Below are 23178 nucleotides of genomic sequence, written 5' to 3' on the forward strand. Positions count from 1 at the left end.
GTGGGTTGCGTGCAACCCACACGGCCGGGTCAGCTGCCGCGGGGCGCCTCGTTGACGCGGTGGGTGAGCAGGTTGAGGGTCTGCTTGAGGTCGGAGAACTCGTCGACCCCGAGGTCCAGCGCGCAGATCATGTCCTGCGAGATGGCGAAGGCCTTGTCCCGCAGCACCCGGCCGGCGTCGGTGAGGACGATCGCGACGGAGCGCTCGTCCTCGACGCGCCGGTGCCGGCTCACCAGGCCGGCGGCGGTGAGCCGCTTGAGCAGCGGGGAGAGGGTCCCGCTGTCGAGGGCCAGCCGCTGACCGAGCTGGCCCACGGTCTGCTGGTCCTCCTCCCAGAGCAGCATCATCACCAGGTACTGGGGGTAGGTGAGGCCGAGCTCCTCGAGCATCGGCCGGTACCGGGCCGTCATCGCTCGCGACGCCGCGTAGAGCGCGAAGCACAGCTGGTCGTCCAGGGCCACGCTCGGGGCGGGGAGGCGGTCCTACGCGCTCGTCTGTTCCATGACCTGAGTGTAGGGACGAAAAGGTCGCGCGGCATGCAGTTGCCGTCGTCCCGCTCCAGGGCGGGTCGGTGCGTCGTCGGCGGGAGTTGAGTGGAACAGACTCAACCCCTGGTCCGTTGGACCTCTCGACACGCCGATCCGCCGGGAGCCGTCCCGGCGACCCCGACGAGAGGACGATCCGCACCCGTCATGGAGAGCAAGCTGACCACCCGTTCGCAGGAGGCGTTCGCGGCCGCCCAGCGGCTGGCGGTCGACCGGGGGCAGGCCGCCCTCGAGCCCCTGCACCTGCTCGTCGCCCTGCTGCAGCAGACCGACGGCATCGCCGGCCCCCTGCTGACCGCGGTCGGCGCCGACCCGGCCGACGTCCGGGCCAAGGCCGAGGCCGCGCTGCGCCGGCTGCCCAGCGTCAGCGGCGCGACCGTCGCCGCGCCGTCGGCGTCCCGTGAGCTGCTGCGGGTGGTGAACGCCGCCGGTGAGCAGGCGAGCGCGCTGGGCGACGAGTACGTCTCCACCGAGCACCTGCTGGTCGGCCTGGCCGGGTCCGAGGGCGAGGCCGGCGCGGTGCTCACCAGCTCCGGCGCGACGCGCGACGCGCTGCTGGCCGCCTTCCGCACCGTCCGCGGCAACCGCAAGGTCACCACCGCCGACCCGGAGAGCACCTTCCAGGCTCTGGAGAAGTACGCCGTCGACCTCACCGAGCGCGCCCGCGAGGGGCGGGTCGACCCGGTCATCGGCCGGGACACCGAGATCCGCCGCGTCGTGCAGGTGCTCTCCCGGCGGACCAAGAACAACCCGGTGCTCATCGGCGAGCCCGGCGTCGGCAAGACGGCGATCGTCGAGGGCCTGGCCCAGCGCATCGTCGCCGGCGACGTCCCCGAGAGCCTCAAGGGCAAGCGGCTCATGGCGCTCGACCTGGGCGCGATGGTGGCCGGCGCCAAGTACCGCGGCGAGTTCGAGGAGCGGCTCAAGGCCGTGCTCCAGGAGATCACCGAGGCCGAGGGACAGGTCGTCACCTTCATCGACGAGCTGCACACCATCGTGGGCGCCGGTGCCACGGGCGACTCCGCCATGGACGCCGGCAACATGATCAAGCCGATGCTCGCCCGCGGCGAGCTGCGCATGGTGGGCGCGACCACGCTCGACGAGTACCGCGAGCACATCGAGAAGGACCCCGCCCTGGAGCGCCGCTTCCAGCAGGTGTTCGTCGGCGAGCCCTCGGTCGAGGACACGATCGGCATCCTGCGCGGCCTCAAGGAGCGCTACGAGGTGCACCACGGCGTGCGCATCACCGACGCCGCGATCGTCGCCGCCGCCACGCTGTCGGACCGGTACGTGACGGCCCGATTCCTCCCCGACAAGGCCATCGACCTGGTCGACGAGGCGGCGAGCCGGCTGCGCATGGAGATCGACAGCCGCCCGGTGGAGGTCGATGAGGTCGAGCGCGCCGTGCGCCGCATGGAGATCGAGGAGATGGCGCTGTCCAAGGAGGACGACCCCTCCTCCCTGGACCGGCTGGGCGCGCTGCGCGCCGACCTCGCCGACCGGCGCCAGCAGCTGGACGAGCTGACCGCCCGCTGGCAGCAGGACAAGTCGGCCATCGAGCGCATCCAGCGGATCAAGGAGGAGTTGGAGGCCGTCCGCACCGAGGCCGACCGGGCCGAGCGCGACGGCGCCCTCGCGAGGGCAGCCGAGCTGCGCTACGGCCGGCTGCCGGAGCTGCAGCGCTCCCTGGCCGCCGCCGAGGAGTCGGTGCAGACCGGCGAGTCGATGCTCAAGGAGGAGGTCGGCCCCGACGACATCGCCGAGGTCGTCCAGGCCTGGACCGGCATCCCCGCGGGCCGGTTGCTCGAGGGCGAGACGCAGAAGCTGCTGCGGATGGAGGAGGAGCTCGGGCGCCGCGTCGTCGGCCAGCCCGCCGCCGTCCGCGCCGTGGCCGACGCCGTCCGCCGCGCGCGCTCGGGCGTCGCCGACCCCGACCGGCCCACGGGCTCGTTCCTGTTCCTCGGCCCGACCGGCGTCGGCAAGACCGAGCTGGCCAAGGCGCTGGCGGAGTTCCTCTTCGACGACGAGCGGGCGATGGTCCGCGTCGACATGAGCGAGTACTCCGAGAAGCACTCGGTGGCCCGCCTGGTCGGTGCGCCCCCCGGCTACGTCGGCTACGAGGCCGGCGGTCAGCTCACCGAGGCGGTCCGGCGGCGTCCCTACACGGTCGTGCTGCTCGACGAGGTGGAGAAGGCCCACCCCGACGTCTTCGACGTGCTGCTGCAGGTGCTCGACGACGGCCGGCTCACCGACGGGCAGGGTCGCACGGTCGACTTCCGCAACACGATCCTGATCCTGACGTCGAACCTGGGCTCGCAGCTGATCGCCGACCAGTCGGTCGCCGAGGATCGGCGGCGGGACGCGGTCATGGACGTCGTCCGGTCGCACTTCAAGCCGGAGTTCCTCAACCGCCTCGACGACGTCGTGGTGTTCCGGGCGCTGGGCAGCGAGGAGCTGGCCGGGATCGTCGACATCCAGGTCGGCGTGCTCGCCCGCAGGCTGGCCGCGCGCCGGCTGACGCTCACCGTCACCGACGCCGCCCGCGAGTGGCTGGCGATCAACGGGTTCGACCCCGTCTACGGGGCGCGGCCGCTGCGCCGGCTGGTGCAGTCGGCGATCGGCGACCCGCTGGCCCGCGCGCTGCTGGCCGGCGAGATCCGCGACGGCGACGGCGTCGTCGTCGACGCCCCGGAGGACCTCGCCGACGAGGGCCTGAGCGTGCGCCGCGCCTAGTGCGGCACCCGCGGGCCCGCCGTCCACCCCGCCGGGGGAGCGGCGGGCCCGTGGCTGGCCGGACGCGATCCGGTCGACCATGATCACCCGGAGCACCGACACCAGAGGGGACGTGCAGCGATGACCGCAGGACAGGGTCCGGGACCGCAGGGCTGGGGGCAGCAGCCCGAGGGCCAGCCGCCCTACGGCCAGCAGCCGCAGGGCCAGCCGTACGGGCAGCAGCCTCCCGGCCAGCAGCCGTACGGGCAGCAGCCTCCCGGCCAGCAGCCGTACGGGCAGCAGCCGTACGGGCAGCAGCAGTACGGCCAGAACCCCTACGGGGGCTACGGGGCCGCGCCCTCCGCCCCGGAGTGGGGCCCGTCCGCGCCGATGGAGCGCCCGCAGGCGGTCAAGCTCGGCATCGGCGCCTGGCTGGCCAACACCCTGCTCGGGGTCCTCGGCGTGATCGTCACCTTCGCCCAGTTCGACCAGCTGGTCGACCAGGCGCTCGTCGAGCAGGGCCTCGACCCGGCCGACTACGCCGACCTCGAGGGCGCGACGACCGCCGCCATCACCGCGGGCGTCGTCATCGCGCTGATCTTCGTCGGCCTGCAGCTGCTGTTCATCTGGTTCGCCTGGCAGGGCCGCAACTGGGCCCGCATCGTGCTGTGGGTCCTGGGCGGTCTGTCGCTCCTCTCGGGGATCGTCACGCTGGCCGGCGGGACGGCCGGCACCAGTGGCCTGCTGACGACGCTGTCGCTGGTCCAGACGCTGCTGGTCCTCGTGGGCGTCGTGGCGCTGGCCCAGAAGCCGGCCCACGCCTGGTACCGCCACCGCGGTCAGCAGCGCGCCCGCGGCCTCTGACCCGGCCTCTGACGGGCCCGCCCGCTCCTCCGGGAGCCGGCGGGCCCGTCGTGCGTTCCGGGGACGTCGCCGGCTCGTTACCGCATCGTGATCAGCCCCGGTGAACCGATCGGTCGTCCACCGCCGAAGTCAGTGCGTGACCACCACCGAGCAGGCCCCCGCGCCGGCCACCGGACCGGACGGGGCGCAGCCCCCCGCCCGCCGCGGCGCGCGCCGGTCGCTCGGCGCGCTCGCCGGCCTCCTGGCCGCCGCCGTCGCCCTGGGCGTCGCCGAGCTGGCCGCCGCGCTCGTCGGGCCCGCGTCCTCACCGGTCGTGGCAGTCGGCGACACCGTGATCACCGTCGTGCCCGAGCCGGTCAAGCAGTTCGCCATCTCGACCTTCGGCGAGAACGACAAGATCGCCCTCGTCGTCGGCACGCTGGTGGTCGTCGCCCTGTACGCCGTGGTCATCGGGCTGGTCTCGCTGCGGTCCCGCCGCGCCGGCGCCGCCGGGATCGCGCTCTTCGGGGTCATCGGCGCCCTCGCCGCGGCCACCCGGCCCGCCGGTGGCCTGCTCGACGCGCTGCCCTCGGTGGTCGGTGCCCTCGCCGGCGTCGTCGCGATCCTGCTGCTGGTCGACCCGCTCACCGCGCCCGCCGCGGACACCCCCCGCTCCGCCGACGACGACGTCATGGAGCGCCTGCGCGGCGTCCTGTCGATGGCCGACCGCAAGGGCGCCGGCATGGACCGCCGCCGCTTCGTCGTCACCAGCGGGGTCGCCCTCGGCGCGGCCGCGGTCACCGGCGGCGGCGGCCGGCTGCTGCAGCGCCGCTTCGACGTCGGCAACGCCCGCGACGAGCTCGCGCTCCCCTCGCCGTCGTCCCCCGCCGCGGCCCTGCCGCGGGGCGCGGACCTGGCCGAGAGCGTCGACGGCGTCACCCCGCTGTTCACCGCCAACCGCGACTTCTACCGGGTCGACACCGCGATCACCGTGCCGCAGATCCGGCCCGCGGACTACCGGCTGACGCTGTCGGGGATGTTCGACTCCCCGCGCAGCTACACGCTGACCGAGCTGTTCGACCGCGACGACGTCATCGAGCGCGACATCACCCTCACCTGCGTCTCCAACGAGGTCGGCGGCGGCCTGGCCGGCACCGCCCGGTGGATCGGCGTCCCGCTCGGCGACCTGCTCCGCGAGAACGGCGTCTCCGGCGACTCCGACCAGCTGGTGTGCCGCTCCGTCGACGGCATGACGATCGGCGCCCCGACCGCCGCGGCCCTCGGCGTCGAGAACGCGATGATCGCCTTCGGGATGAACGGCGGGCCGCTGCCGGTCGAGCACGGCTTCCCGGTGCGGATGCTCATCCCCGGCCTGTACGGCTACGTCTCGGCCTGCAAGTGGATGACCGGGATCGAGGCGACCACCTTCGACGCCTTCGACGCCTACTGGGTCGAGCGCGACTGGGCCCGGGAGGCGCCGATCAAGGTGGCCTCCCGCATCGACACCCCCGCCCCGCTGCGGCAGTTCCCCGCCGGCCGGCGCCCCATCGCCGGCGTCGCCTGGGCCCAGACCCGCGGCATCGCCCGCGTCGAGGTCCGGATCGACGACGGCGAGTGGCAGGAGGCCGAGCTCGCGCCGCAGGCCGCGACCGAGCTGTGGCGCCAGTGGGTCCTGCCCCACGACTTCGCCCCCGGCTCCTACCAGCTCACCGTCCGGGCCACCACGGCCGACGGCGAGGTGCAGACCGACGAGCGCGCCCGGCCCTTCCCGAACGGGGCCAGCGGCCTGCACTCGATCCGGGTGATCGCGAGGTAGCGGTCCCCGCCCCGCCGGCGCACCGACCGGCAGGGCAGCACACCCCAGAGCCCGTCTCGGCCACCGCGCCGCAGACGCCTCTCCCGACCCCTCGAAAGGGTCGGGAGGGACCACCGAGGGGGCCACCCGGTCCCCGAACGGACGAGCACGACGACTGAGGAGATCCCACCGTGAAGAACACCCTGACCCGCGGCGTCCTGCTGGCCACCGCCTCCACCCTGGCCGTCACCCTGAGCGCCTGCGGCTCCGAGGACACCAGCTCGGCCAGCGAGGACACCGCCGCGGACAGCAGCAGCTCGTTGCCGGAGAGCTCGTCGTCGGAGAGCTCGAGCCCGATGGAGAGCAGCTCCCCGGCCGCCGGCGCCGCCATGGACGAGCCCTTCGGCGACGGCTGCACCGCCGTCCCCGCCGACGGCGAGGGCAGCTTCGCCGGCATGACCGACGACCCGGTCGCCACCGCCGCCAGCAACAACCCGGTGCTGTCCACGCTGGTCACCGCCGTCACCCAGGCCAACCTGGTCGACACGCTGAACACCACGCAGGACATCACCGTCATCGCCCCGGCCAACCCGGGCTTCGAGGCCATCCCGGCCGACGCTCTGCAGGCGGTGCTCGCCGACAACGCCCAGCTGACGGCGATCCTGACCCACCACGTCATCCCGGGCCGGCTCTCGCCCGACCAGCTCGCCGGCACCCACACCACGGTGAACGGCGACCAGGTCACCATCGAGGGCTCGGGCGAGATGTTCACCGTCGCCCAGACCGTCACCGGCACCCCGGCGAACGTGATCTGCGGCAACGTGCAGACGGCGAACGCCACCGTCTACATCGTCGACCAGGTGCTGGCGCCCACCCCGGCCTGACGCGCCCGCCGGTGATCCGCCGGTGAGAACGGGCCGCCGTCCGACCACTGCCCCCGGTCGGACGGCGGCCCTCCGGCGTCCCCGGGTGCGGCGGCTCCCCGGCTCCGTCCCTAGGGTCGCGGTCATGCACCCGGCCGCCGCGACGCCCGACCGCCACCGACTGCTCGAGCTCGTCGTCGACCTCGCCGTCGTCCGCGGGAGGGTCACCCTGTCCTCGGGCCGGGAGGCCGACTGGTACGTCGACATGCGGCGGCTGACGCTCCACCACGAGGGCGCGCCGCTGGTTGGCCGCGTGATGCGCCAGCTCACCGGCGACCTGCGCTACGACGTCGTCGGCGGGCTCACCCTCGGTGCCGACCCGGTGGCGACGGCGATGCTGCACGCGGCCGCCGCCGGCGAGGGCTTCCTCGACGCGTGCGTGGTGCGCAAGGCCGGCAAGGCGCACGGCCTGCAGCGCCGCATCGAGGGCCCCGACGTCGAGGGGCGGGCGGTGCTCGTCGTGGAGGACGTCTCCACCACCGGCAGCAGCCCGCTGGCCGCCGTCGAGGCGCTGCAGGAGGCCGGGGCGGAGGTCATCGGCGTCGCGGTGGTCGTCGACCGGGGCGGGCGGGCCGCCGTCGAGGCCGCGGGCCTGGAGTACCGGGCGGCGTTCGAGCTCGCCGACCTCGGCCTGGAGTAGCCGCCGCCGGGCCGTCCTGGCTCACCGGAGCGCGTCCTGGCTCGGGACCGGCGGTGAGCTGGGACGCAGCACGATCAGGTCACCTGATCATCCGCGGGTCGCCGTACGGTGTGGCGGTGACCACACTCGCCACCGCGTGGGTCGACGAGCTCACCGCCGCGCTCGGCGGGGACAGCGTGCTCACCGACCCCGACGTCACCGCCTCCTACGCCCGCGACCAGGCGATGCTGGCCGAGGCCGGCACCCCCGCGGCCGTGGTGTTCCCCCGCCGCACCGAGGACGTCGCCGCGGTCATGCGCATCGCCTCCCGGCACGGCGTCCCGGTGGTCCCGCGCGGCGCGGGCTCGGGGCTGGCCGGGGCGAGCAACGCCGTCGACGGCGCGGTCACGGTGGTCATGACCCGCATGGACGCCGTCCTGGAGGTCTCGCCGTCCGACCGGCTCGCCGTCGTGCAGCCGGGCGTGGTCAACAAGGCGCTGCGCGACGCCGTCGCCGGCTCCGGCCTCTTCTACCCCCCCGACCCGTCGAGCTACGACTGGTGCACGATCGGCGGCAACCTCTCCACCAACTCCGGCGGGCTGTGCTGCGTCAAGTACGGCGTCACCACCGACTACGTGATGGGCCTGGAGGTCGTGCTCGCCGACGGGCAGGTGCTGCGCACCGGCCGCCGCACGGTCAAGGGCGTGGCCGGCTACGACCTGGCCCGGCTGTTCGTCGGCTCGGAGGGCACCCTCGGCGTCATCACCGAGGCCACGCTGGCGCTGCGCCCGGCCCCGCAGCGGCCGGTGACGCTGGTGGCCACGTTCGCCACCACCGCGCAGACCGGCCAGGTCGTCGAGCGCGTCGTCACCTCCGGGCTGGTCCCCAGCCTGCTGGAGGTCATGGACAACACCTGCATCCGCGCCGTCGACGACCTGCTGCACGCCGACCTCGACCGCGACGCGCACGCCCTGCTGGTGGCCCAGTCCGACACCGGGGGAGCGGCCGCGCTCGACGAGATCGAGGCCCTGGCGCAGCTGTGCCGCGACGCCGGCGCCCAGCTGGTGCACACCACCGACGACCCGGCCGAGGGCGACCTGCTGCTCGCCGCCCGGCGGATGGCGCTGCCCGCGCTCGAGCAGCTGGGCACCACCCTCATCGACGACGTCGCCGTGCCGCGCTCGCGGATCGCGGCGTTCCTCGACGGCTGCGACGGCATCGCCGTGCGGCGGGAGCTGACGATCGGGGTGGTCGGCCACGCCGGCGACGGCAACATGCACCCGACCATCTGCTTCGACCCGTCCGACGCCGGCCAGCGGGCGCGTGCCTTCGCCGCCTTCGACGACATCCTCGAACTCGGGCTCGCGCTGGGCGGCACGGTCACCGGCGAGCACGGGATCGGCTCGCTGAAGGTCGAGTGGCTGGAGCGCGAGGTCGGCGCGGTGTCGCTCGACGTGCACCGCCGCATCAAGGACGCCCTCGACCCGGCCGGCCTGCTCAACCCCGGCAAGGTGCTGCGCCGCCGCGGCTGAGCCCCGCCTCCCGCTGTCGGGGCACCGGCCCGGCACGCGATACTGGCCGCCGTCCCGCGTCGATCGACAGGAGAGCCCCGATGCCCATCGCGACCCCCGAGGTCTACGCCGACATGATCAGCCGGGCGAAGGAGGCGGGCTTCGCCTACCCGGCGATCAACTGCACCTCGTCCGAGACGGTCAACGCGGCGCTGCGCGGCTTCGCCGACGCCGGCAGCGACGGGATCATCCAGTTCTCCACCGGCGGCGCCGAGTTCGGCTCGGGCACCCGGGTGAAGGACATGGTCACCGGCGCGGTGGCCCTCGCGGAGTTCGCGCACGTCGTCGCCGAGAAGTACCCGGTCAACGTCGCGCTGCACACCGACCACTGCCCGAAGGACAAGCTCGACTCCTACGTCCGGCCCCTGATCGCGCTGTCGAAGGACCGGGTCGACGCCGGGCAGGCGCCGCTGTTCCAGTCGCACATGTGGGACGGCTCCGCGATCGACCTGGAGGAGAACCTGCAGATCGCCGAGGAGCTCATCGACAAGTGCGCCGCGGCCAAGATCGTCCTGGAGCTCGAGATCGGCGTCGTCGGCGGCGAGGAGGACGGCGTCGCCCACGACATCAACGAGAAGCTCTACACCGCCCCCGGCGACTTCGTGGCCACGGCGAAGTCCCTCGGCCTCGGTGAGCGCGGCGTCTACCTGCTGGCCGCGACGTTCGGCAACGTCCACGGCGTCTACAAGCCGGGCAACGTCAAGCTGCGGCCGGAGATCCTCGAGCAGGGCCAGGAGGTCGTGGCGGAGGAGCTGGGCCTCGGTGAGGGCGCCAAGCCCTTCAACTTCGTCTTCCACGGCGGCTCGGGCTCGCTGCAGTCGGAGATCCGCGAGGCGCTGTCCTACGGCGTGGTGAAGATGAACGTCGACACCGACACCCAGTACGCCTTCACCCGGCCGATCGCCGGCCACATGTTCAGCAACTACGACGGCGTGCTCAAGGTCGACGGCGAGGTCGGCAACAAGAAGACCTACGACCCGCGCACCTACATGAAGCTCGCCGAGACGAACATGGCCGCCCGCGTGGTCACCGCCTGCGAGGACCTGCTGTCGGCCGGCCAGTCCCAGGGCGCCTGAACCCATGACGCACTCGCACAACCTGCTCGGCGAGCCGCCGGCCACGCTGCTGCCCGGCGACCCCGAGGCCGAGGCTGCGCTGGCGGCCGGCACCGACCCGGCCGAGGTCGCCGCCGGGCACCCGCGCGCCAGCGCGGCCTGGGCGGCCCTCGCCGAGGGGGCGCTCGACGGCGGCCGCACGATCGAGGCCTACGCCTACGCCCGCACCGGCTACCACCGGGGCCTCGACGCGCTGCGCAAGAACGGCTGGAAGGGCTACGGGCCGGTGCCGTGGTCGCACGAGCCCAACCGCGGCTTCCTGCGCTGCGTCACCGTGCTCGCCCGCGCCGCCGAGGTGATCGGCGAGGTCGACGAGCAGCAGCGCTGCACCCAGCTGCTGCGCGACTGCGACCCGTCCCTGGCCCCCTGACACCGCCGGCCCGACCCGTGCGCCTCCGCGGAGGTGCACGGGTCAGCGGTCGCCGAGCTCGGGGTGCAGCTCCTGCAGGCGGGTGGTCAGGGCGGTGAGCTCCTCACCGCCGGCCATGAGCCGGGTGAGGTCGTCGGCGTCGACGTCGGCGCGGGTGAGGTCCCCGGCCACCTGACCGCGCGCCAGCAGGAGGAACCTGTCGCCCACCAGGTGTGCGTAGCGCGGGTTGTGCGTCACCAGCACCACCGCCAGGCCCCGCGCCCGGGCGCCGAGCACCGCCTGCCCGACCAGCGTGTGCTGGGCGATGGTCATCGGCTCGGTCGGCTCGTCCAGCACCAGCGCGCGGGCACCGAAGTGCACCGCCCGGGCGATGGCCAGGCTCTGCCGGGCACCGGCCTGCAGGGAGTTGACCGGCTGGTCGGGGTCGACGCCGGTGACGCCGATGCGCTCCAGCGCCCGCACCGTGGTCTCGCGGGCGGCGTCGACGTCGAGGCGGCGCAGCGGCCACCGCCCGCGTGTGGGTTCGGCGCCCAGGCACAGGTTGCGCCACACCGATAGCAGCGGGGCGACGGCGAGGTCCTGCCACACCGTCGCGATGCCGGCCTCGCGGGCCGCACGGGGGCTGCGGAAGCGCACCGGGACGCCGTCGAGGAGCAGGTCGCCGTCGTCGTGGGCGCGCAGCCCGGACAGCACCGCGACCAGCGTCGACTTGCCGGAGCCGTTCTCGCCGAGGACGCAGGTGATGCACCCGCCCTCGAAGGTCACCCCGACCCGGTCCAGCGCGGGCACGCCGCCGTAGCGGACCGACAGCCCGCGCAGCTCCAGCACCGGAGGAGCGGGCACGGCCGTGCTCACGAGCGCGGCGCGGCCCGCAGCCGGGCGCGCACCACCCCTCCGACGAGCAGGGCCACCAGGAGGAACACGCCGAGCAGCGCCTGGGACCACCGCGGGTCCCACCCTGCCAGCTCCACGCCGCGGCGGGCGACGGCGTAGAGCAGCGCACCCGCCGCGGCCCCCGCCATCGAGCCGTAGCCGCCGGTGAGCAGGCAGCCGCCGATCACGGCGACGACCACGAAGTCGATCGCGAGGATGAGCGACGGCGTGGCCGCGACGCTGGCGGCCGGGACCAGCGCCAGCGTGCCCAGCAGCCAGCCGGCGGTGGCGGTGAGGGCGTAGAGCGTCAGGGTGGTGCGCTGCACCGGGACCCCCAGCTCGCGGGCCGCGCGCCGGGAGCTGCCCATCGCCAGCACGTCGTTGCCGAAGCGGGTGCGCCACAGCAGCCAGCCGGCACCGGCGGTCCCCGCCAGCCACCACAGCAGGGACACGCGGAAGACGCCGCCGCCGACCTCCGCCGTCGACCCGAACAGCGCCGCGGCCGATGACCACCCGGGCGCCTCGTCGAGCCCGGTGATGCGCGGGCCGCCGGCCACGAGCGGCAGGGCGGACACCGTGGTCCCCTGCAGGACCAGCGCCGTCGCCAGCGTCACGAGGAAGCTCGGCAGCCCGGTGCGCACGACCAGCCAGCCGTTGACCAGCCCGACGGTGAGCGCGGCGGCCAGCGAGACGGCCAGGGCGGGCCAGATGCCCCACTCCATCGGCCCGGCCAGCACGCCCGTGAGGACGGCACTGGCGACGGTCACCGTCCCGATGGAGAGGTCGAAGTGGCCGCCGACGAGCAGCAGTCCCACCGCCACCCCGCCGATGCCCAGCAGCGCTGCGGCGTCCAGGACACCGGCGAGGCCCTCGAGGGTGAGCAGCCCGGGCACCCGGACCCCGAAGACGGCGACGACGACCAGCAGGGCGAGCACCGCGGCGATGCTCGGCCGGGCCAGCACGCGGTCGGCCACGCGGCGGCGGTGGGCGGCCGCGACCCTCGCGACGGGCAGGCGGTCGACGATCACCGGGTCACCGGGCACGCGCGCAGCGGGGCCTCCTCGGGCGGGGGGATCCCAGTGTCCACGACCGCGGGCGCCCCGCGCGCGGCCGCGCTCCGGAGGCCCGTGGGCAGCGGGGTCCTCCGTCAGGGGCGCAGGCGCCAGCGCACCCGGTCGTCGGCGTACCAGGTCCAGCGCACGACCGGACGCGGGAAGACGACGCCGTCGCGGGTGACCTGCGCCGGGTCGCTGGCCAGCTGCAGCGCCCGGCCGGTGCTGCGCCGCGGCGGCCGCATCAGCTGCGGGGAGACGACGACTCGGATCGTGTCGACCGCACGCCAGTCGGGCCGCACCTCGATCCGGGCGACCATGCCGTCGGCGACCTTCGCGTCGTCGTGGTGGGCCTGCACGCCCAGGCGCGCGGCCAGCGGCAGGCGGCCCTTCTCGGCCGGCTCGTAGCGGCCGTGCTGGAGCAGGACCCCGCCGTGGTCGTCGCGGACGAGCGACAGCTCCCGCTCGCCGCCGGTGCCGATGCCGAGGTCGCGGGCCAGCCCACGGGAGGCGGGGTCGTCGGCCGGCTCCCAGGACACCGGGGCCTCCGCCGTCCGGCCGGCGGCGTGCAGGGCGGCGAGCACCGCCGACAGCGCCGGGACCGGCCCGCGCACGAGGAGCGCACCGGCGTCGGCCGCGCCGCGGACGGCGGCACGCTCGGGTGCCTGCCCGGGGCCGAGACCGCGCAGGTCGAACTCGACGAGGGACATGCCGATACCCTGCCACCTGCCAGCCGGTCGACCGCCGGTGACGAGTCCCAGGGGGATGACAGCGAGATGCCGGCAGTCGTGCTGATCGGCGCCCAGTGGGGCGACGAGGGCAAGGGAAAGGCCACCGACCTCCTCGGCGGCCGGGTGCCCTACGTGGTCCGCTACCAGGGCGGCAACAACGCCGGCCACACCGTCATCACCCCCGACGGCGAGCGCTACGCCCTGCACCTGATCCCGTCGGGGATCCTCACGCCGGGCTGCACGCCGGTGATCGGCAACGGCGTCGTCGTCGACCCGCAGGTGCTCATCGGGGAGCTCGCGGGGCTGGAGGAGCGCGGCGTCGACACCTCGAAGCTGGTGATCTCCGCCGACGCGCACCTGATCATGCCGCACCACCGGGCGCTGGACCGCGTGACCGAGCGGTTCCTCGGCAAGCGCAAGATCGGCACCACCGGCCGCGGCATCGGCCCGGCCTACGGCGACAAGGTGGCCCGCACCGGCATCCGGGTGGCCGACCTGCTCGACCTGTCGATCCTGCGCCAGAAGCTCGAGGGCACCCTGGTCGAGAAGAACCAGGTGCTGGTCAAGGTCTACAACCGCAAGGCCATCGACGTCGACGAGGTCGTCGAGGAGTACGCCGGCTACGCCGAGCAGCTCAAGGAGCGCATCGCCGACACCCGGCTGCTGCTGGGCAACGCCCTCGACGCCGGCGAGTGGGTGCTGCTGGAGGGGTCGCAGGGCACGCTGCTCGACGTCGACCACGGCACCTATCCGTTCGTGACGTCGTCGAACCCGACGGCGGGCGGCGCGGCCACCGGCAGCGGGATCGGCCCCACGCGCATCTCCCGGGTCGTGGGGATCCTCAAGGCCTACACGACCCGCGTGGGCTCCGGCCCGTTCCCGACCGAGCTGTTCGACGCCAACGGCGAGTACCTGCGCAAGCAGGGCGGCGAGGTCGGCGTCACCACCGGCCGCGACCGGCGCTGCGGCTGGTTCGACGCCGTCGTGGCCCGCTACGCCAGCCGCGTCAACGGGATCACCGACTACTTCCTCACCAAGCTCGACGTGCTCTCCGGGCTGGAGACGGTGCCGATCTGCGTCGCCTACGACGTCGACGGCGTCCGGCACGAGGAGATGCCGATGACGCAGACCGGCTTCCACCACGCGAAGCCGGTCTACGAGGAGATGCCGGGCTGGTTCGAGGACATCCGGAGCTGCCGCTCCTTCGACGAGCTGCCCGCGAACGCGCAGGCCTACGTGCGCCGGCTCGAGGAGCTCGCCGGCGCGCGGATCAGCGTGATCGGCGTGGGCCCCGGCCGCGACGAGAACGTCGTCGTCCACGACCTGCTGGAGTAGCGGAGGGCCTCCCCGCGGGGAGGCCCTCCTCCTAGGCTGCGGAGCGGGCCGGGGCGGGCATCTCGAGCTCGGCGCGGGCCGCGACGACGACGTCGGGGTTGTCGGTGATGACCCCGTCGACGCCGAGCGCGAGCAGCAGGCGGGCGGCACCGAGACCGTCGCCGGCGGCGGCCGGGTCGTCGCTGCTGCGCAGGTGCCGGGGGAGGAAGGCGTTCTCCGCGGCCAGCGTCCACGGCACCACCCGCAGGCCCGCCGAGTGCGCCCGGGACACCAGGTCGGAGACGCCGGTCATCGTCCCGTCCTCGTCGCGCAGCAGGATGCGGTGGACGCTGGGCGCGATGCCCTGGGCGTAGGTGGAGACCGCGCGCAGACCGGCGTTGGTCAGCAGGTGGTCGTCCGACGCCGTGATGTCGACCAGCTGGAACATCGTCGGGCCGTCGTCGCCGAGGTCGGCGCGCAGCCGGCGCAGGCCCGCGGTGTCGAAGGACTGCAGGACCACGGTGCCGTCGGGGGCGACCGCGTCGAGGCGGCGCAGCTCGGCGGCCACGAGCTCGGTCATCGGCTGGCCGCGCTCGGCCGACCAGGTCGGCTTCTTCAGCTCGGCCAGCACGCGGACCTGCCGCTGCGGCGTGGACCGGCGGCGGGCCAGCTCGACGACCTCCTCCAGCGTGAGGACGCCGAACTGCCCGTCGTAGGCGGTGTTGAGCGGGCGCAGCTCGGGGTGGCGCTCGACGGCGCGCAGGGTGCGCAGCTCGGCGAGGGTGAAGTCCTCGGCGAACCAGCCGGTGCGGCGCTTGCGGCCGACGCGGCGGGTGGTGCGCCGGTCGGCGAACTCCGGCCGGGTGGCGACGTCGGTCGTGCGCGAGAGCTCGTTCTCGTGCCGCGCGATCAGTGCGCCGTCGCTGGTGACGACGATGTCGGGCTCGATGAGATCGGCGCCCATGTCGATGGCCAGCTCGTAGCTGGCGATCGTGTGTTCCGGGCGGTACGCGCAGGCACCGCGGTGGCCGACGACGAGGGGGCGCGCGATGCGGACCCGTGCGTGAGTCGCGAGCGACTCGGTCGCGTGCATGTCCTCAACAACACCCGACCGAGGTGTCGGGATGGCGAACGCGGGCTGGCGAGTCGCTGAGAAATGGGAGGACGCCGCGCTGACCTGCGCGGGACCATCCGTCTCGTGACGCATCTCTCAACGATCGGCTGGTCCCCGGCGTTTCATGACCACCTCCCGGAGGGCACGTCACCCGGTCGGGTGAGCCGGGTCGACCGCGGCCTGCTGACCGTCCTGACCGCCGGCGGCGAACGGCGGGTGCACCCGGCCGCCGCCCTGTACGACCCCTACGGCGTGACGTCCCCCGCCGTGGGCGACTGGGTGGCGCTGCGCGGGGAGCTGGCCGTGGCCCTGCTGCCCCGCCGGTCGGCGTTCACCCGCACCGTCGCCGGCCGCACATCGGCCGGTCAGGTGGTGGCCGCCAACGTCGACCTGGTGTTCGTCGTCGACGCCCTGGCCGGGCCGACCCGCGCGCGCCGGGTGGAGCGCTACCTCGCCGTCGCGTGGGGGAGCGGGGCCACGCCGGTCGTCGTCCTCACCAAGGCCGACCTCTGCGACGACGTCCCCGCCGCGGTGGCGGCGGTGGCCGAGGACGCCATCGGCGTCGAGGTGCTGGCCGTGAGCGCGCGCACCGGCGAGGGGCTCGACGCGGTACGGGCGCTGCTCGGGGAGGGGCGGACGGCGGCGATGGTCGGGCCGTCGGGCGTCGGCAAGTCCTCGCTGGCCAACGCGCTGGCCGGGCACGAGGTCGCGCCCACACAGGACGTGCGGGAGGCCGACGGCCGCGGCCGGCACACCACCACCGCCCGTGAGCTGCACCTGCTGCCCGGCGGCGGGCTGCTCGTCGACACCCCCGGCATGCGGGAGCTCGGCCTCTACGACGACGAGGGCGTCGACACCGCCTACGCCGACGTGGCCGGGCTCGCCGGGGCGTGCCGCTTCCGCGACTGCGAGCACCGCACCGAGCCCGGCTGCGCGGTCGCGGCCGCGATCGACGACGGCCGGCTCGACCCCGCCCGGCTCCTCGGGTGGCGCAAGCTGCAGGCCGAGGCGCGGCGCCAGGAGCTGCGCGCCGACGCCCGCGCCCGCGCCGCGGAGAACGCCCGCGTGCGGGCGCTGCACCGCGCGTACCGGTCGCGGCCGGACCGGGTGCGGTGACCTCTCGCTAGGGTCGTCGTCCGTGCGCGTGCTCGTGATCGGCTCCGGAGCCCGGGAGCACGCCCTGTGCGTGGCTCTGTCGTCCGACCCCGCGGTGACCGCGCTGGCCTGCACACCGGGCAACGCCGGCACGCGGGCGCTCGCGGAGGCTGCGCCACTCGACGTCGGCGACCCGGTCGCGGTCGCCGCGCTGGCCACCGGCTGGGGTGCCGACCTCGTCGTCATCGGGCCCGAGGTGCCGCTGGTCGCCGGCGCCGCCGACGCCGTCCGCGAGGCCGACATCGCCTGCTTCGGCCCGTCGGCGGAGGCCGCGCAGATCGAGGGCAGCAAGTCCTTCGCCAAGCACGTGATGGCCGCCGCGGGCGTCCCGACCGCCCGCGCGTGGCCGGTCGGCGGCGCCGCGGAGCTGGAGACGGCCCTCGACGAGGCGGGGCCGCCGTACGTGGTCAAGGACGACGGGCTGGCCGCCGGCAAGGGCGTCGTCGTCACGACCGACCGGGACGCCGCGGTGGCGCACGGGCACCGGGTGCTCGACGCCGGCGGGACGGTGCTGGTCGAGGAGTTCCTCGACGGCCCGGAGGTGTCGCTGTTCGCCGTCACCGACGGGACGACGGTGCTGCCCCTGCTGCCCGCGCAGGACCACAAGCGCCGCGACGACGGCGACGCCGGCCCCAACACCGGCGGGATGGGCGCCTACGCGCCGCTGCCGTGGGCGCCGCCCGGGCTGGTCGACGAGGTGCTGGCCACGGTGCTGCAGCCGACGGTCGACGAGATGCGCCGCCGCGGGGAGCCGTTCAGCGGGCTGCTGTACGCCGGGCTGGCGCTCACCTCGCGTGGTGTGCGGGTGGTCGAGTTCAACGCCCGCTTCGGCGACCCCGAGACGCAGGTGGTGCTGCCGCTGCTGGAGACGCCGCTGGCCGGGCTGCTGCACGCCGCGGCCACCGGCACGCTGGCCGACCACCCGCCGCTGCGCTGGCGGCCCGGGGCCGCCGTGACCGTCGTCGTCGCCGCGCCGGGCTACCCGGAGGCGCCGCGCACCGGCGACCCGGTCACCGGTGCCGACGGCGAGGGCGTGCTGCACGCCGGCACGACCGTCGACGCGCGGGGCACGGTCCGCTCGGCGGGCGGGCGGGTGCTCGCGGTGACCGCGACCGGGCCGGACCTCGCCGCCGCCCGCCAGACGGCCTACGAGCGGGTGGCCGCCGTCCGGCTCGACGGCGCCCACTGGCGCACCGACATCGCCTTGGCCGCCGTCGAGGGCCGCATCGCCCTCCCGTAGCCGCCGGTCACCCCGTCCTCCCGCACCGCAGCGCGTCCTGCCGCACCGCAGCGCGTCCTGCCGCACCGCCCACCGTGCGGGAGGACGCCCCATGATCAGGTCACCTGATCCCCGGGGCGGTCAGCCGCGGACACCCACCGCCGGCTTCGCGCGGTCGGGACGCGGCTCGGGCGGCCGCGGCCCGTCGTGGCGCCGCGACAGGTAGGTCCCGGCGACGTTCGCGCAGGCCACCACCGGCACCGCGATGAGCGCGCCGAAGATCCCGGCGACGAGCAGCCCGGCCGCGATGGCCAGCACGACGGCCAGCGGGTGCACGTGCACGGCCTTGCCGAGCAGCACCGGCTGCAGCAGGTGCGCCTCGATCTGCATGACCACGATGACGACCGCCAGCGCGATCAGCGCCTTGACCAGGCCGACGGCCACGAGCGCCACGAGCACCGCCACCGTCCCCGCGAGGAACGACCCGATGATCGGGATGAACGCGCCGAGGAACACCAGCGCCGCCAGCGGGACCACCAGCGGGACACCGAGGATCGCCAGGCCGATGCCGATGCCGACGGCGTCGAAGAGCGCGACGACCACGGTGGCGCGGACGTAGGAGATCAGCGTGCGCCAGGACCGGCGGGCGGCCTCGTCGAGGTAGGCGCGCGAGTCGCGGGGCAGCAGGCCGACCAGCCACAGCCAGATGGACCGGCCGTCCTTGAGGAAGAAGAACAGGGTGAACAGCGTCAGGACGATGCCGGTGAAGACCTCACCGACGGTGGCGGCGGTGGTGATCGCGCCGCTGGCGACGGTCTCCTGGTTGTCGGTGACGAAGGTCTGCAGCTGGGTGAGGGCGTCGTCGATCTGCCGCTGGGTGACGGGGAAGGTGTCGACGACGAAGTCGCGGATCTGGTCCAGCCCCTGGGTGACCTGGTCGGCGAGGTCGCTGAAACCGGCGGTGACCTGCTGGACGACCAGCGTGATGATCCCGGCCACCACCGACAGCCCGACCAGGAGCATGAGCGCGGCGGCCAGCGAGCGCGGCCAGCCGCGCCGGATCAGGGCGGCCGCGCCAGGCTGGAACAGGGCCGCCAGCAGCAGCGCCACCATCACCGGGACCAGGACGACGGCGACGTGGGAGGCCAGCCAGAGCAGCACGTACAGGCCGGCCAGGACGGCGATGAGCCGCCACGAGTACGACGCGGCGGTGCGCAGCCCGCTGGGCACTGCGGCGTCACCGCTCGGGGTCTCGCGCCCGGGACCCAGCAGCCGGCGGGTGCGCTCGCCGGGGCGGTGGGGACGGCCGCCGTTCGGCGGGCCGCTGACCCCGCCCGGGGCGAGCGGGCCGTCGAGGTCGGGGGCGCCGGGCTCGGGACTGCCCAGCGGCGCGTCGACCTCGGCGGTGGGCTCGTCGACGACGGCGTCGGGGACGTCGTCGGGGACGTCGTCGTGCACGAGGATGGCCCGGTGGTCGTCGCGCTCGGGCCAGGCGTGCGGGTCGCGCTCGGCCGCGGCCCGGATGCGCTCGCGCGCCCGGGCGACCATGTGGGTGGCCCGCTGCAGCATCGGGGTCCTTCCGCGGGGATGGGGGCCGTGCCCGGTCACGCTAGCCCTGCGGGAGACTGCTCCCGTGCTGCGAAGAGCTGACCGGGTGCGGGCGGTACCCGCGTGATCGACCGCTACACGCTCCCCGAGATGGGCCGGGTCTGGAGCGACGAGCACAAGTACGAGCTGTGGTGCCGGGTGGAGACGCTCGTCCTGGAGGCGCACGCGGCCGCCGGGCGGGTGCCGGCCGACGTCGTGCAGCCGGTGCGCGAGGCCCCGCCGCCCACGCCGGAGCGGGTCGCGGAGATCGAGGAGACCACGCAGCACGACGTCATCGCCTTCCTCACGGCGTGGGCCGACAACACCGAGCCCCGCTCGGCCGCGGCGTACGTGCACCACGGCATGACGTCGTCGGACCTGCTCGACACCGCGCTCGCCGTCCAGCTCACCGAGGCCACCGACGTGCTGCTGGCCAAGGCCGACCGGCTGGTCGCCGCGCTGCGTGACCACGGCCTGGCGCACCGGGCGACGCTGCGGGTCGGCCGCACGCACGGCGTGCACGCCGAGCCGGTGGTGTGGGGGCACCGGGTCGCCGACCTGGCCTTCGCCATGGCCCGCTCGCGGGACCGGCTGCGGGCGGCGCGCGAGCGCGTCGGCGTCGTCGCCATCTCCGGCGCGGTGGGCACCTACTCCCTCATCGACCCGTCGGTCGAGGTCGCCGTCGCCGAGGCGCTGGACCTGCGCCCGGCCGACGCCTCCACCCAGGTGGTCATCCGCGACTCGATCAGCGAGTGGGTCGCCGCGCTGGCAGTCGTCGCGACGGTGTGCGAGACGATCGCGCTCGAGGTGCGGCACGGCCAGCGCACCGAGGTGCGGGAGCTGTCGGAGGCCTTCGGCTCCGGCCAGAAGGGCTCCAGCGCCATGCCGCACAAGAAGAACCCGATCCGCTCCGAGCGCATCGCCGGGCTGGCCCGGGTGGTGCGCGCCGCCGTCGTCCCGGTGATGGAGGGCATCCCGCTGTGGCACGAGCGCGACATCTCGCACTCGTCCACCGAGCGGGTGTTCCTGCCCGACGCCGCGATCACCACCGACTACCTGCTGCACCTCACCACGGGGCTGGTGGAGAACCTGGTGGTCGACGTCGACCGGATGCGCGCCAACCTCGACCTGACCGGCGGGCTGATCTACACCTCCGCCGTCCTGCTGGAGCTGGTGGAGTCCGGGCTGTCGCGCGAGGACTCCTACGCGCTGGTCCAGGGCGCGGCGATGCAGACGTGGAACTCCGGGACGCCGTTCCGCGAGACCCTGCGCGACCGGGCCGCCTCGTCCGGGGTGACCCTCGACGAGGCGCGGCTGGACGGGATCTGCCGGCCCGAGGGCTACGTGCGCAACCTGGGCCCGCTGTTCGACCGGCTGGCCGCGCTCACGTGAGCCCGGACCCGGCGGTGGACCTGCCCCTGGTCGCGCGCGGCAAGGTGCGCGAGGTCTACGACGCGGGTGACGACCGCCTGCTGCTCGTCGCCTCCGACCGGATCTCCGCCTACGACCACGTGCTGCCCACGCCGATCCCGGACAAGGGGCGGGTGCTCACCGCGCTCTCGGTGTGGTGGTTCGAGCAGCTCACGCCGGTGCTGCGGGCGGCCGGCGCCTCGCACCACCTGCTGTCGGCGACCGACGTCCCGGCCGACGTCGCCGGCCGGGCGGTGCTCGTCCGGCGGCTGGACATGCTCCCGGTCGAGTGCGTGGCCCGCGGCCACCTGTCGGGCTCGGGGACGAGGGAGTACGAGCGCACCGGCGCGATCGTCGACGTCGCCCTGCCCGCGGGCCTGGTCGAGGGCTCCCGGCTCCCGGAGCCGGTGTTCACGCCGTCGACGAAGGCCGCGGTGGGGGAGCACGACGAGGCGATCGGGTTCGCGCGCGTGGAGTCGCTGGTCGGCGCCGCGCGGGCCGCCGAGCTGAGGGAGCTGACGCTGGCGCTGTACCGGCGCGGAGCCGAGATCGCCGCGGGCGCCGGCATCGTCCTGGCCGACACCAAGTTCGAGTTCGGGCTCGCGGCCGACGGCGGGCTGGTCCTCGGCGACGAGGTGCTCACCCCCGACTCGTCGCGCTTCTGGCCGGCGTCGTCGTGGTGCCCGGGCGCGCCGCAGCCCTCGTTCGACAAGCAGTACGTCCGTGACTGGCTGACCGCCTCAGGCTGGGACCGCGTCTCACCGCCGCCCGAGCTCCCCGACGACGTCGTCGCCGCCACCCGCGAGCGCTACGTCGCCGCCTACGAGCGGCTGACCGGCACGGCCTTCCGCTGACGCCCCACCCCGTCGAGATCCCGTGATCTCGTACGGATCGAGCGCCCCGCGCGTACGAGATCCCGCGATCTCGACCGGGCCTGTGGACAGGCGCAGCGAGCGGGTGCGTCCTGACGGCAGGGTGCCGCGGTGCGCACTCGACGCCCGTCCCGCATCACGGGGCCCACGACCAGGGCCGGCGCCCGGGTTGCCGGGTTCAACGACCGCCACCTGCGCCATCCCGGTCTGCAGCGACTGTCCAGGGACACCTACCTGCCGCGCGCGCTGGCCGACGACGTCGGGGCCCGGCTCGCCGCAGTCCTGCTGACCGCACCGCCGAGCGCCGTCGCCAGCCACCTGACCGCCGCCGCGATGTGGGGCCTGCAGGTCCCGCTCCAGGACCGTGACGACGGCCGGATCGACCTCACCGTCCCCGGTGCCACCCGCGCGGAGAGCCGGCGTGACCGCCGCGTCCACCGGCTGGCGCTGGAGGCCGACGACGTCACCCACCGCTGGGCCCACCCGGTCACCTCGCCGGCCCGTACCTGGCGGGACCTCGCCGGTGTGCTCGAGCCCGCTGCGCTCCTCGCGGTCTCCGACCAGCTGGTGGCCTCCCACTGTTCGCCGCCGGACCTCGAACGGCAGCTGGCCCGGCGACCGGCGGGGCGGGGGTCGGCCAGGGCCCGTGCCGTCCTGCCGCTGGCGGATCCCCGCGCCGAGTCGCCGATGGAGTCCGTCCTGCGGTGGCTGCTCCACGTCGCCCGGCTGCCGCGACCGGAGCTGCAGGTCGACATCCGTGACGGGAGCGGCTTCGTGGGCCGTGCCGACATGGCGTGGCCGGACCGGAGGGTCCTCGTCGAGTTCGACGGCGACCTGCACCGGGGACGCGACGTCTTCGTCCGGGACCTGCGCCGGCAGAACCGGCTCATCGCTGCCGGGTGGACGGTCCTGCGCTTCACCTCCGCCGACGTGCTCGGGCGTCCGGACGACGTCGTCGCGACGATCCGGGCGGCCCTGCGCTGACGAGATCACGTGATCTCGTACGCGACACGACGCTGACGCGTACGAGATCACGTGATCTCGACCGGAGGGTCGGAGACCAGAGGACGGCGGACGGCGGACGGGGCGCGCAGGCGTGCCCGGTAGGCTGGGGAACCGTGCCGCAGGTGGTCGTCGACGTCGTCCTCAAGCCGGAGATCTCCGACCCCCAGGGCCAGGCGGTGCTCGGCGCCCTGGGCCGGCTGGGCCACACGCAGGTCACCGGGGTCCGCCAGGGCAAGCACTTCGTCCTCGACGTCGAGGGCGCGATCAGCCGCGACGACCTCGAGCGGATCGCCGAGACGCTGCTGGCCAACCCGGTCATCGAGGACGTCGAGCTGCACCTGCCGGAGGCCTGA

Annotated in this window: 21 protein-coding genes; 15 read left to right on the forward strand and 6 right to left on the reverse strand. The window is 74.7% G+C overall.

Translation table 11 applies throughout. The annotated features are described in order from the left end of the window. Window positions 1-29: 29 nt before the first annotated feature. On the reverse strand, window positions 30-461 hold the full coding sequence (locus BM165_RS14265; RefSeq protein WP_075014171.1) for a MarR family winged helix-turn-helix transcriptional regulator: 432 nt from the start codon (window positions 459-461) through the stop codon (window positions 30-32). Between the two features lie 231 nt (window positions 462-692). Between BM165_RS14265 and clpB the strand changes: the two genes are divergently transcribed. From clpB to BM165_RS14305, 8 genes are all read left to right on the forward strand, one after another. Next, window positions 693-3278, forward strand: a complete 2586-nt coding sequence (gene clpB / locus BM165_RS14270; RefSeq protein ID WP_075014172.1) for an ATP-dependent chaperone ClpB — start codon at window positions 693-695, stop codon at window positions 3276-3278. Between the two features lie 120 nt (window positions 3279-3398). Then, entirely contained in the window at window positions 3399-4121 is a 723-nt protein-coding gene (locus tag BM165_RS24800) for a hypothetical protein (protein ID WP_075014173.1), read from the forward strand. 136 nt (window positions 4122-4257) lie between these two features. Further along, entirely contained in the window at window positions 4258-5916 is a 1659-nt protein-coding gene (locus BM165_RS14280; protein ID WP_083427350.1) for a molybdopterin-dependent oxidoreductase, read from the forward strand. A gap of 170 nt (window positions 5917-6086) precedes the next feature. Next, entirely contained in the window at window positions 6087-6779 is a 693-nt protein-coding gene (locus tag BM165_RS14285) for a fasciclin domain-containing protein (protein ID WP_075014174.1), read from the forward strand. Between the two features lie 124 nt (window positions 6780-6903). After that, on the forward strand, window positions 6904-7458 hold the full coding sequence (pyrE, locus tag BM165_RS14290) for an orotate phosphoribosyltransferase (protein WP_075014175.1): 555 nt from the start codon (window positions 6904-6906) through the stop codon (window positions 7456-7458). A gap of 116 nt (window positions 7459-7574) precedes the next feature. Further along, complete coding sequence (locus BM165_RS14295) at window positions 7575-8969, forward strand: FAD-binding oxidoreductase (protein WP_075014260.1); 1395 nt, start codon at window positions 7575-7577, stop codon at window positions 8967-8969. Window positions 8970-9049: 80 nt separating this feature from the next. Further along, complete coding sequence (fbaA, locus tag BM165_RS14300) at window positions 9050-10084, forward strand: class II fructose-bisphosphate aldolase (protein WP_075014176.1); 1035 nt, start codon at window positions 9050-9052, stop codon at window positions 10082-10084. A 4-nt stretch (window positions 10085-10088) separates the two neighbouring features. Beyond that, a complete protein-coding gene (locus BM165_RS14305; protein WP_075014177.1) occupies window positions 10089-10493 on the forward strand; it encodes a DUF3151 domain-containing protein in 405 nt (134 codons plus the stop codon). Between the two features lie 42 nt (window positions 10494-10535). Here BM165_RS14305 and BM165_RS14310 read toward each other — a convergent pair whose 3' ends face one another. The 3 genes from BM165_RS14310 to BM165_RS14320 all read right to left on the reverse strand — a co-directional run bounded on the left by BM165_RS14310 (window position 10536) and on the right by BM165_RS14320 (window position 13128). Further along, window positions 10536-11336, reverse strand: coding sequence for an ATP-binding cassette domain-containing protein (locus tag BM165_RS14310; protein WP_244274228.1), 801 nt, complete (start codon window positions 11334-11336; stop codon window positions 10536-10538). Window positions 11337-11344: 8 nt separating this feature from the next. Then, window positions 11345-12409 (reverse strand): ABC transporter permease, encoded by a 1065-nt coding sequence (locus tag BM165_RS14315; protein WP_083427351.1) that lies wholly within the window; start codon window positions 12407-12409, stop codon window positions 11345-11347. A 104-nt stretch (window positions 12410-12513) separates the two neighbouring features. Then, window positions 12514-13128, reverse strand: a complete 615-nt coding sequence (locus tag BM165_RS14320; RefSeq protein WP_075014179.1) for a hypothetical protein — start codon at window positions 13126-13128, stop codon at window positions 12514-12516. Window positions 13129-13194: 66 nt separating this feature from the next. On the opposite strand from BM165_RS14320, the gene BM165_RS14325 reads away from it, so the two are divergent. Continuing rightward, the gene (locus BM165_RS14325; RefSeq protein ID WP_075014180.1) at window positions 13195-14484 is read left to right on the forward strand and encodes an adenylosuccinate synthase; all 1290 of its coding nucleotides are present in this window, start codon (window positions 13195-13197) and stop codon (window positions 14482-14484) included. Window positions 14485-14515: 31 nt separating this feature from the next. Here BM165_RS14325 and BM165_RS14330 read toward each other — a convergent pair whose 3' ends face one another. Continuing rightward, window positions 14516-15556 (reverse strand): glycerophosphodiester phosphodiesterase family protein, encoded by a 1041-nt coding sequence (locus tag BM165_RS14330; protein WP_075014181.1) that lies wholly within the window; start codon window positions 15554-15556, stop codon window positions 14516-14518. A 105-nt stretch (window positions 15557-15661) separates the two neighbouring features. On the opposite strand from BM165_RS14330, the gene rsgA reads away from it, so the two are divergent. Both rsgA and purD read left to right on the forward strand, forming a co-directional pair. After that, a complete protein-coding gene (gene rsgA / locus BM165_RS14335; protein WP_083427352.1) occupies window positions 15662-16693 on the forward strand; it encodes a ribosome small subunit-dependent GTPase A in 1032 nt (343 codons plus the stop codon). A gap of 22 nt (window positions 16694-16715) precedes the next feature. Further along, the gene (gene purD / locus BM165_RS14340) at window positions 16716-17972 is read left to right on the forward strand and encodes a phosphoribosylamine--glycine ligase (protein WP_075014183.1); all 1257 of its coding nucleotides are present in this window, start codon (window positions 16716-16718) and stop codon (window positions 17970-17972) included. A 120-nt stretch (window positions 17973-18092) separates the two neighbouring features. Here the strand turns inward: purD and BM165_RS14345 are convergent, their stop codons facing one another. Next, entirely contained in the window at window positions 18093-19520 is a 1428-nt protein-coding gene (locus BM165_RS14345; RefSeq protein WP_075014184.1) for an AI-2E family transporter, read from the reverse strand. A gap of 102 nt (window positions 19521-19622) precedes the next feature. Between BM165_RS14345 and purB the strand changes: the two genes are divergently transcribed. The 4 genes from purB to purS all read left to right on the forward strand — a co-directional run bounded on the left by purB (window position 19623) and on the right by purS (window position 23178). After that, the gene (purB, locus tag BM165_RS14350; protein ID WP_075014185.1) at window positions 19623-20930 is read left to right on the forward strand and encodes an adenylosuccinate lyase; all 1308 of its coding nucleotides are present in this window, start codon (window positions 19623-19625) and stop codon (window positions 20928-20930) included. A 14-nt stretch (window positions 20931-20944) separates the two neighbouring features. Next, window positions 20945-21802 (forward strand): phosphoribosylaminoimidazolesuccinocarboxamide synthase, encoded by an 858-nt coding sequence (locus BM165_RS14355; protein ID WP_075014186.1) that lies wholly within the window; start codon window positions 20945-20947, stop codon window positions 21800-21802. A 129-nt stretch (window positions 21803-21931) separates the two neighbouring features. Then, window positions 21932-22804: a DUF559 domain-containing protein gene (locus tag BM165_RS14360; RefSeq protein WP_075014187.1), complete on the forward strand. Its 873-nt coding sequence runs from the start codon at window positions 21932-21934 to the stop codon at window positions 22802-22804. A 134-nt stretch (window positions 22805-22938) separates the two neighbouring features. Continuing rightward, window positions 22939-23178: a phosphoribosylformylglycinamidine synthase subunit PurS gene (gene purS / locus BM165_RS14365; RefSeq protein WP_075014188.1), complete on the forward strand. Its 240-nt coding sequence runs from the start codon at window positions 22939-22941 to the stop codon at window positions 23176-23178.

Source organism: Geodermatophilus obscurus, assembly GCF_900115395.1.
Taxonomy (GTDB): Bacteria; Actinomycetota; Actinomycetes; order Mycobacteriales; family Geodermatophilaceae; genus Geodermatophilus; species Geodermatophilus obscurus_B.

Bases quoted from the DNA above. Each gene is read 5' to 3' on its own strand.
- BM165_RS14305 (WP_075014177.1), top strand. From the start codon at position 10,089: ATGACGCACTCGCACAACCTGCTCGGCGAGCCGCCGGCCACGCTGCTG.
- BM165_RS14325 (WP_075014180.1), top strand. From the start codon at position 13,195: ATGCCGGCAGTCGTGCTGATCGGCGCCCAGTGGGGCGACGAGGGCAAG.
- fbaA (WP_075014176.1), top strand. From the start codon at position 9,050: ATGCCCATCGCGACCCCCGAGGTCTACGCCGACATGATCAGCCGGGCG.
- BM165_RS24800 (WP_075014173.1), top strand. From the start codon at position 3,399: ATGACCGCAGGACAGGGTCCGGGACCGCAGGGCTGGGGGCAGCAGCCC.
- clpB (WP_075014172.1), top strand. From the start codon at position 693: ATGGAGAGCAAGCTGACCACCCGTTCGCAGGAGGCGTTCGCGGCCGCC.
- BM165_RS14320 (WP_075014179.1), bottom strand. From the start codon at position 13,128: ATGTCCCTCGTCGAGTTCGACCTGCGCGGTCTCGGCCCCGGGCAGGCA.
- BM165_RS14330 (WP_075014181.1), bottom strand. From the start codon at position 15,556: ATGCACGCGACCGAGTCGCTCGCGACTCACGCACGGGTCCGCATCGCG.
- pyrE (WP_075014175.1), top strand. From the start codon at position 6,904: ATGCACCCGGCCGCCGCGACGCCCGACCGCCACCGACTGCTCGAGCTC.
- BM165_RS14345 (WP_075014184.1), bottom strand. From the start codon at position 19,520: ATGCTGCAGCGGGCCACCCACATGGTCGCCCGGGCGCGCGAGCGCATC.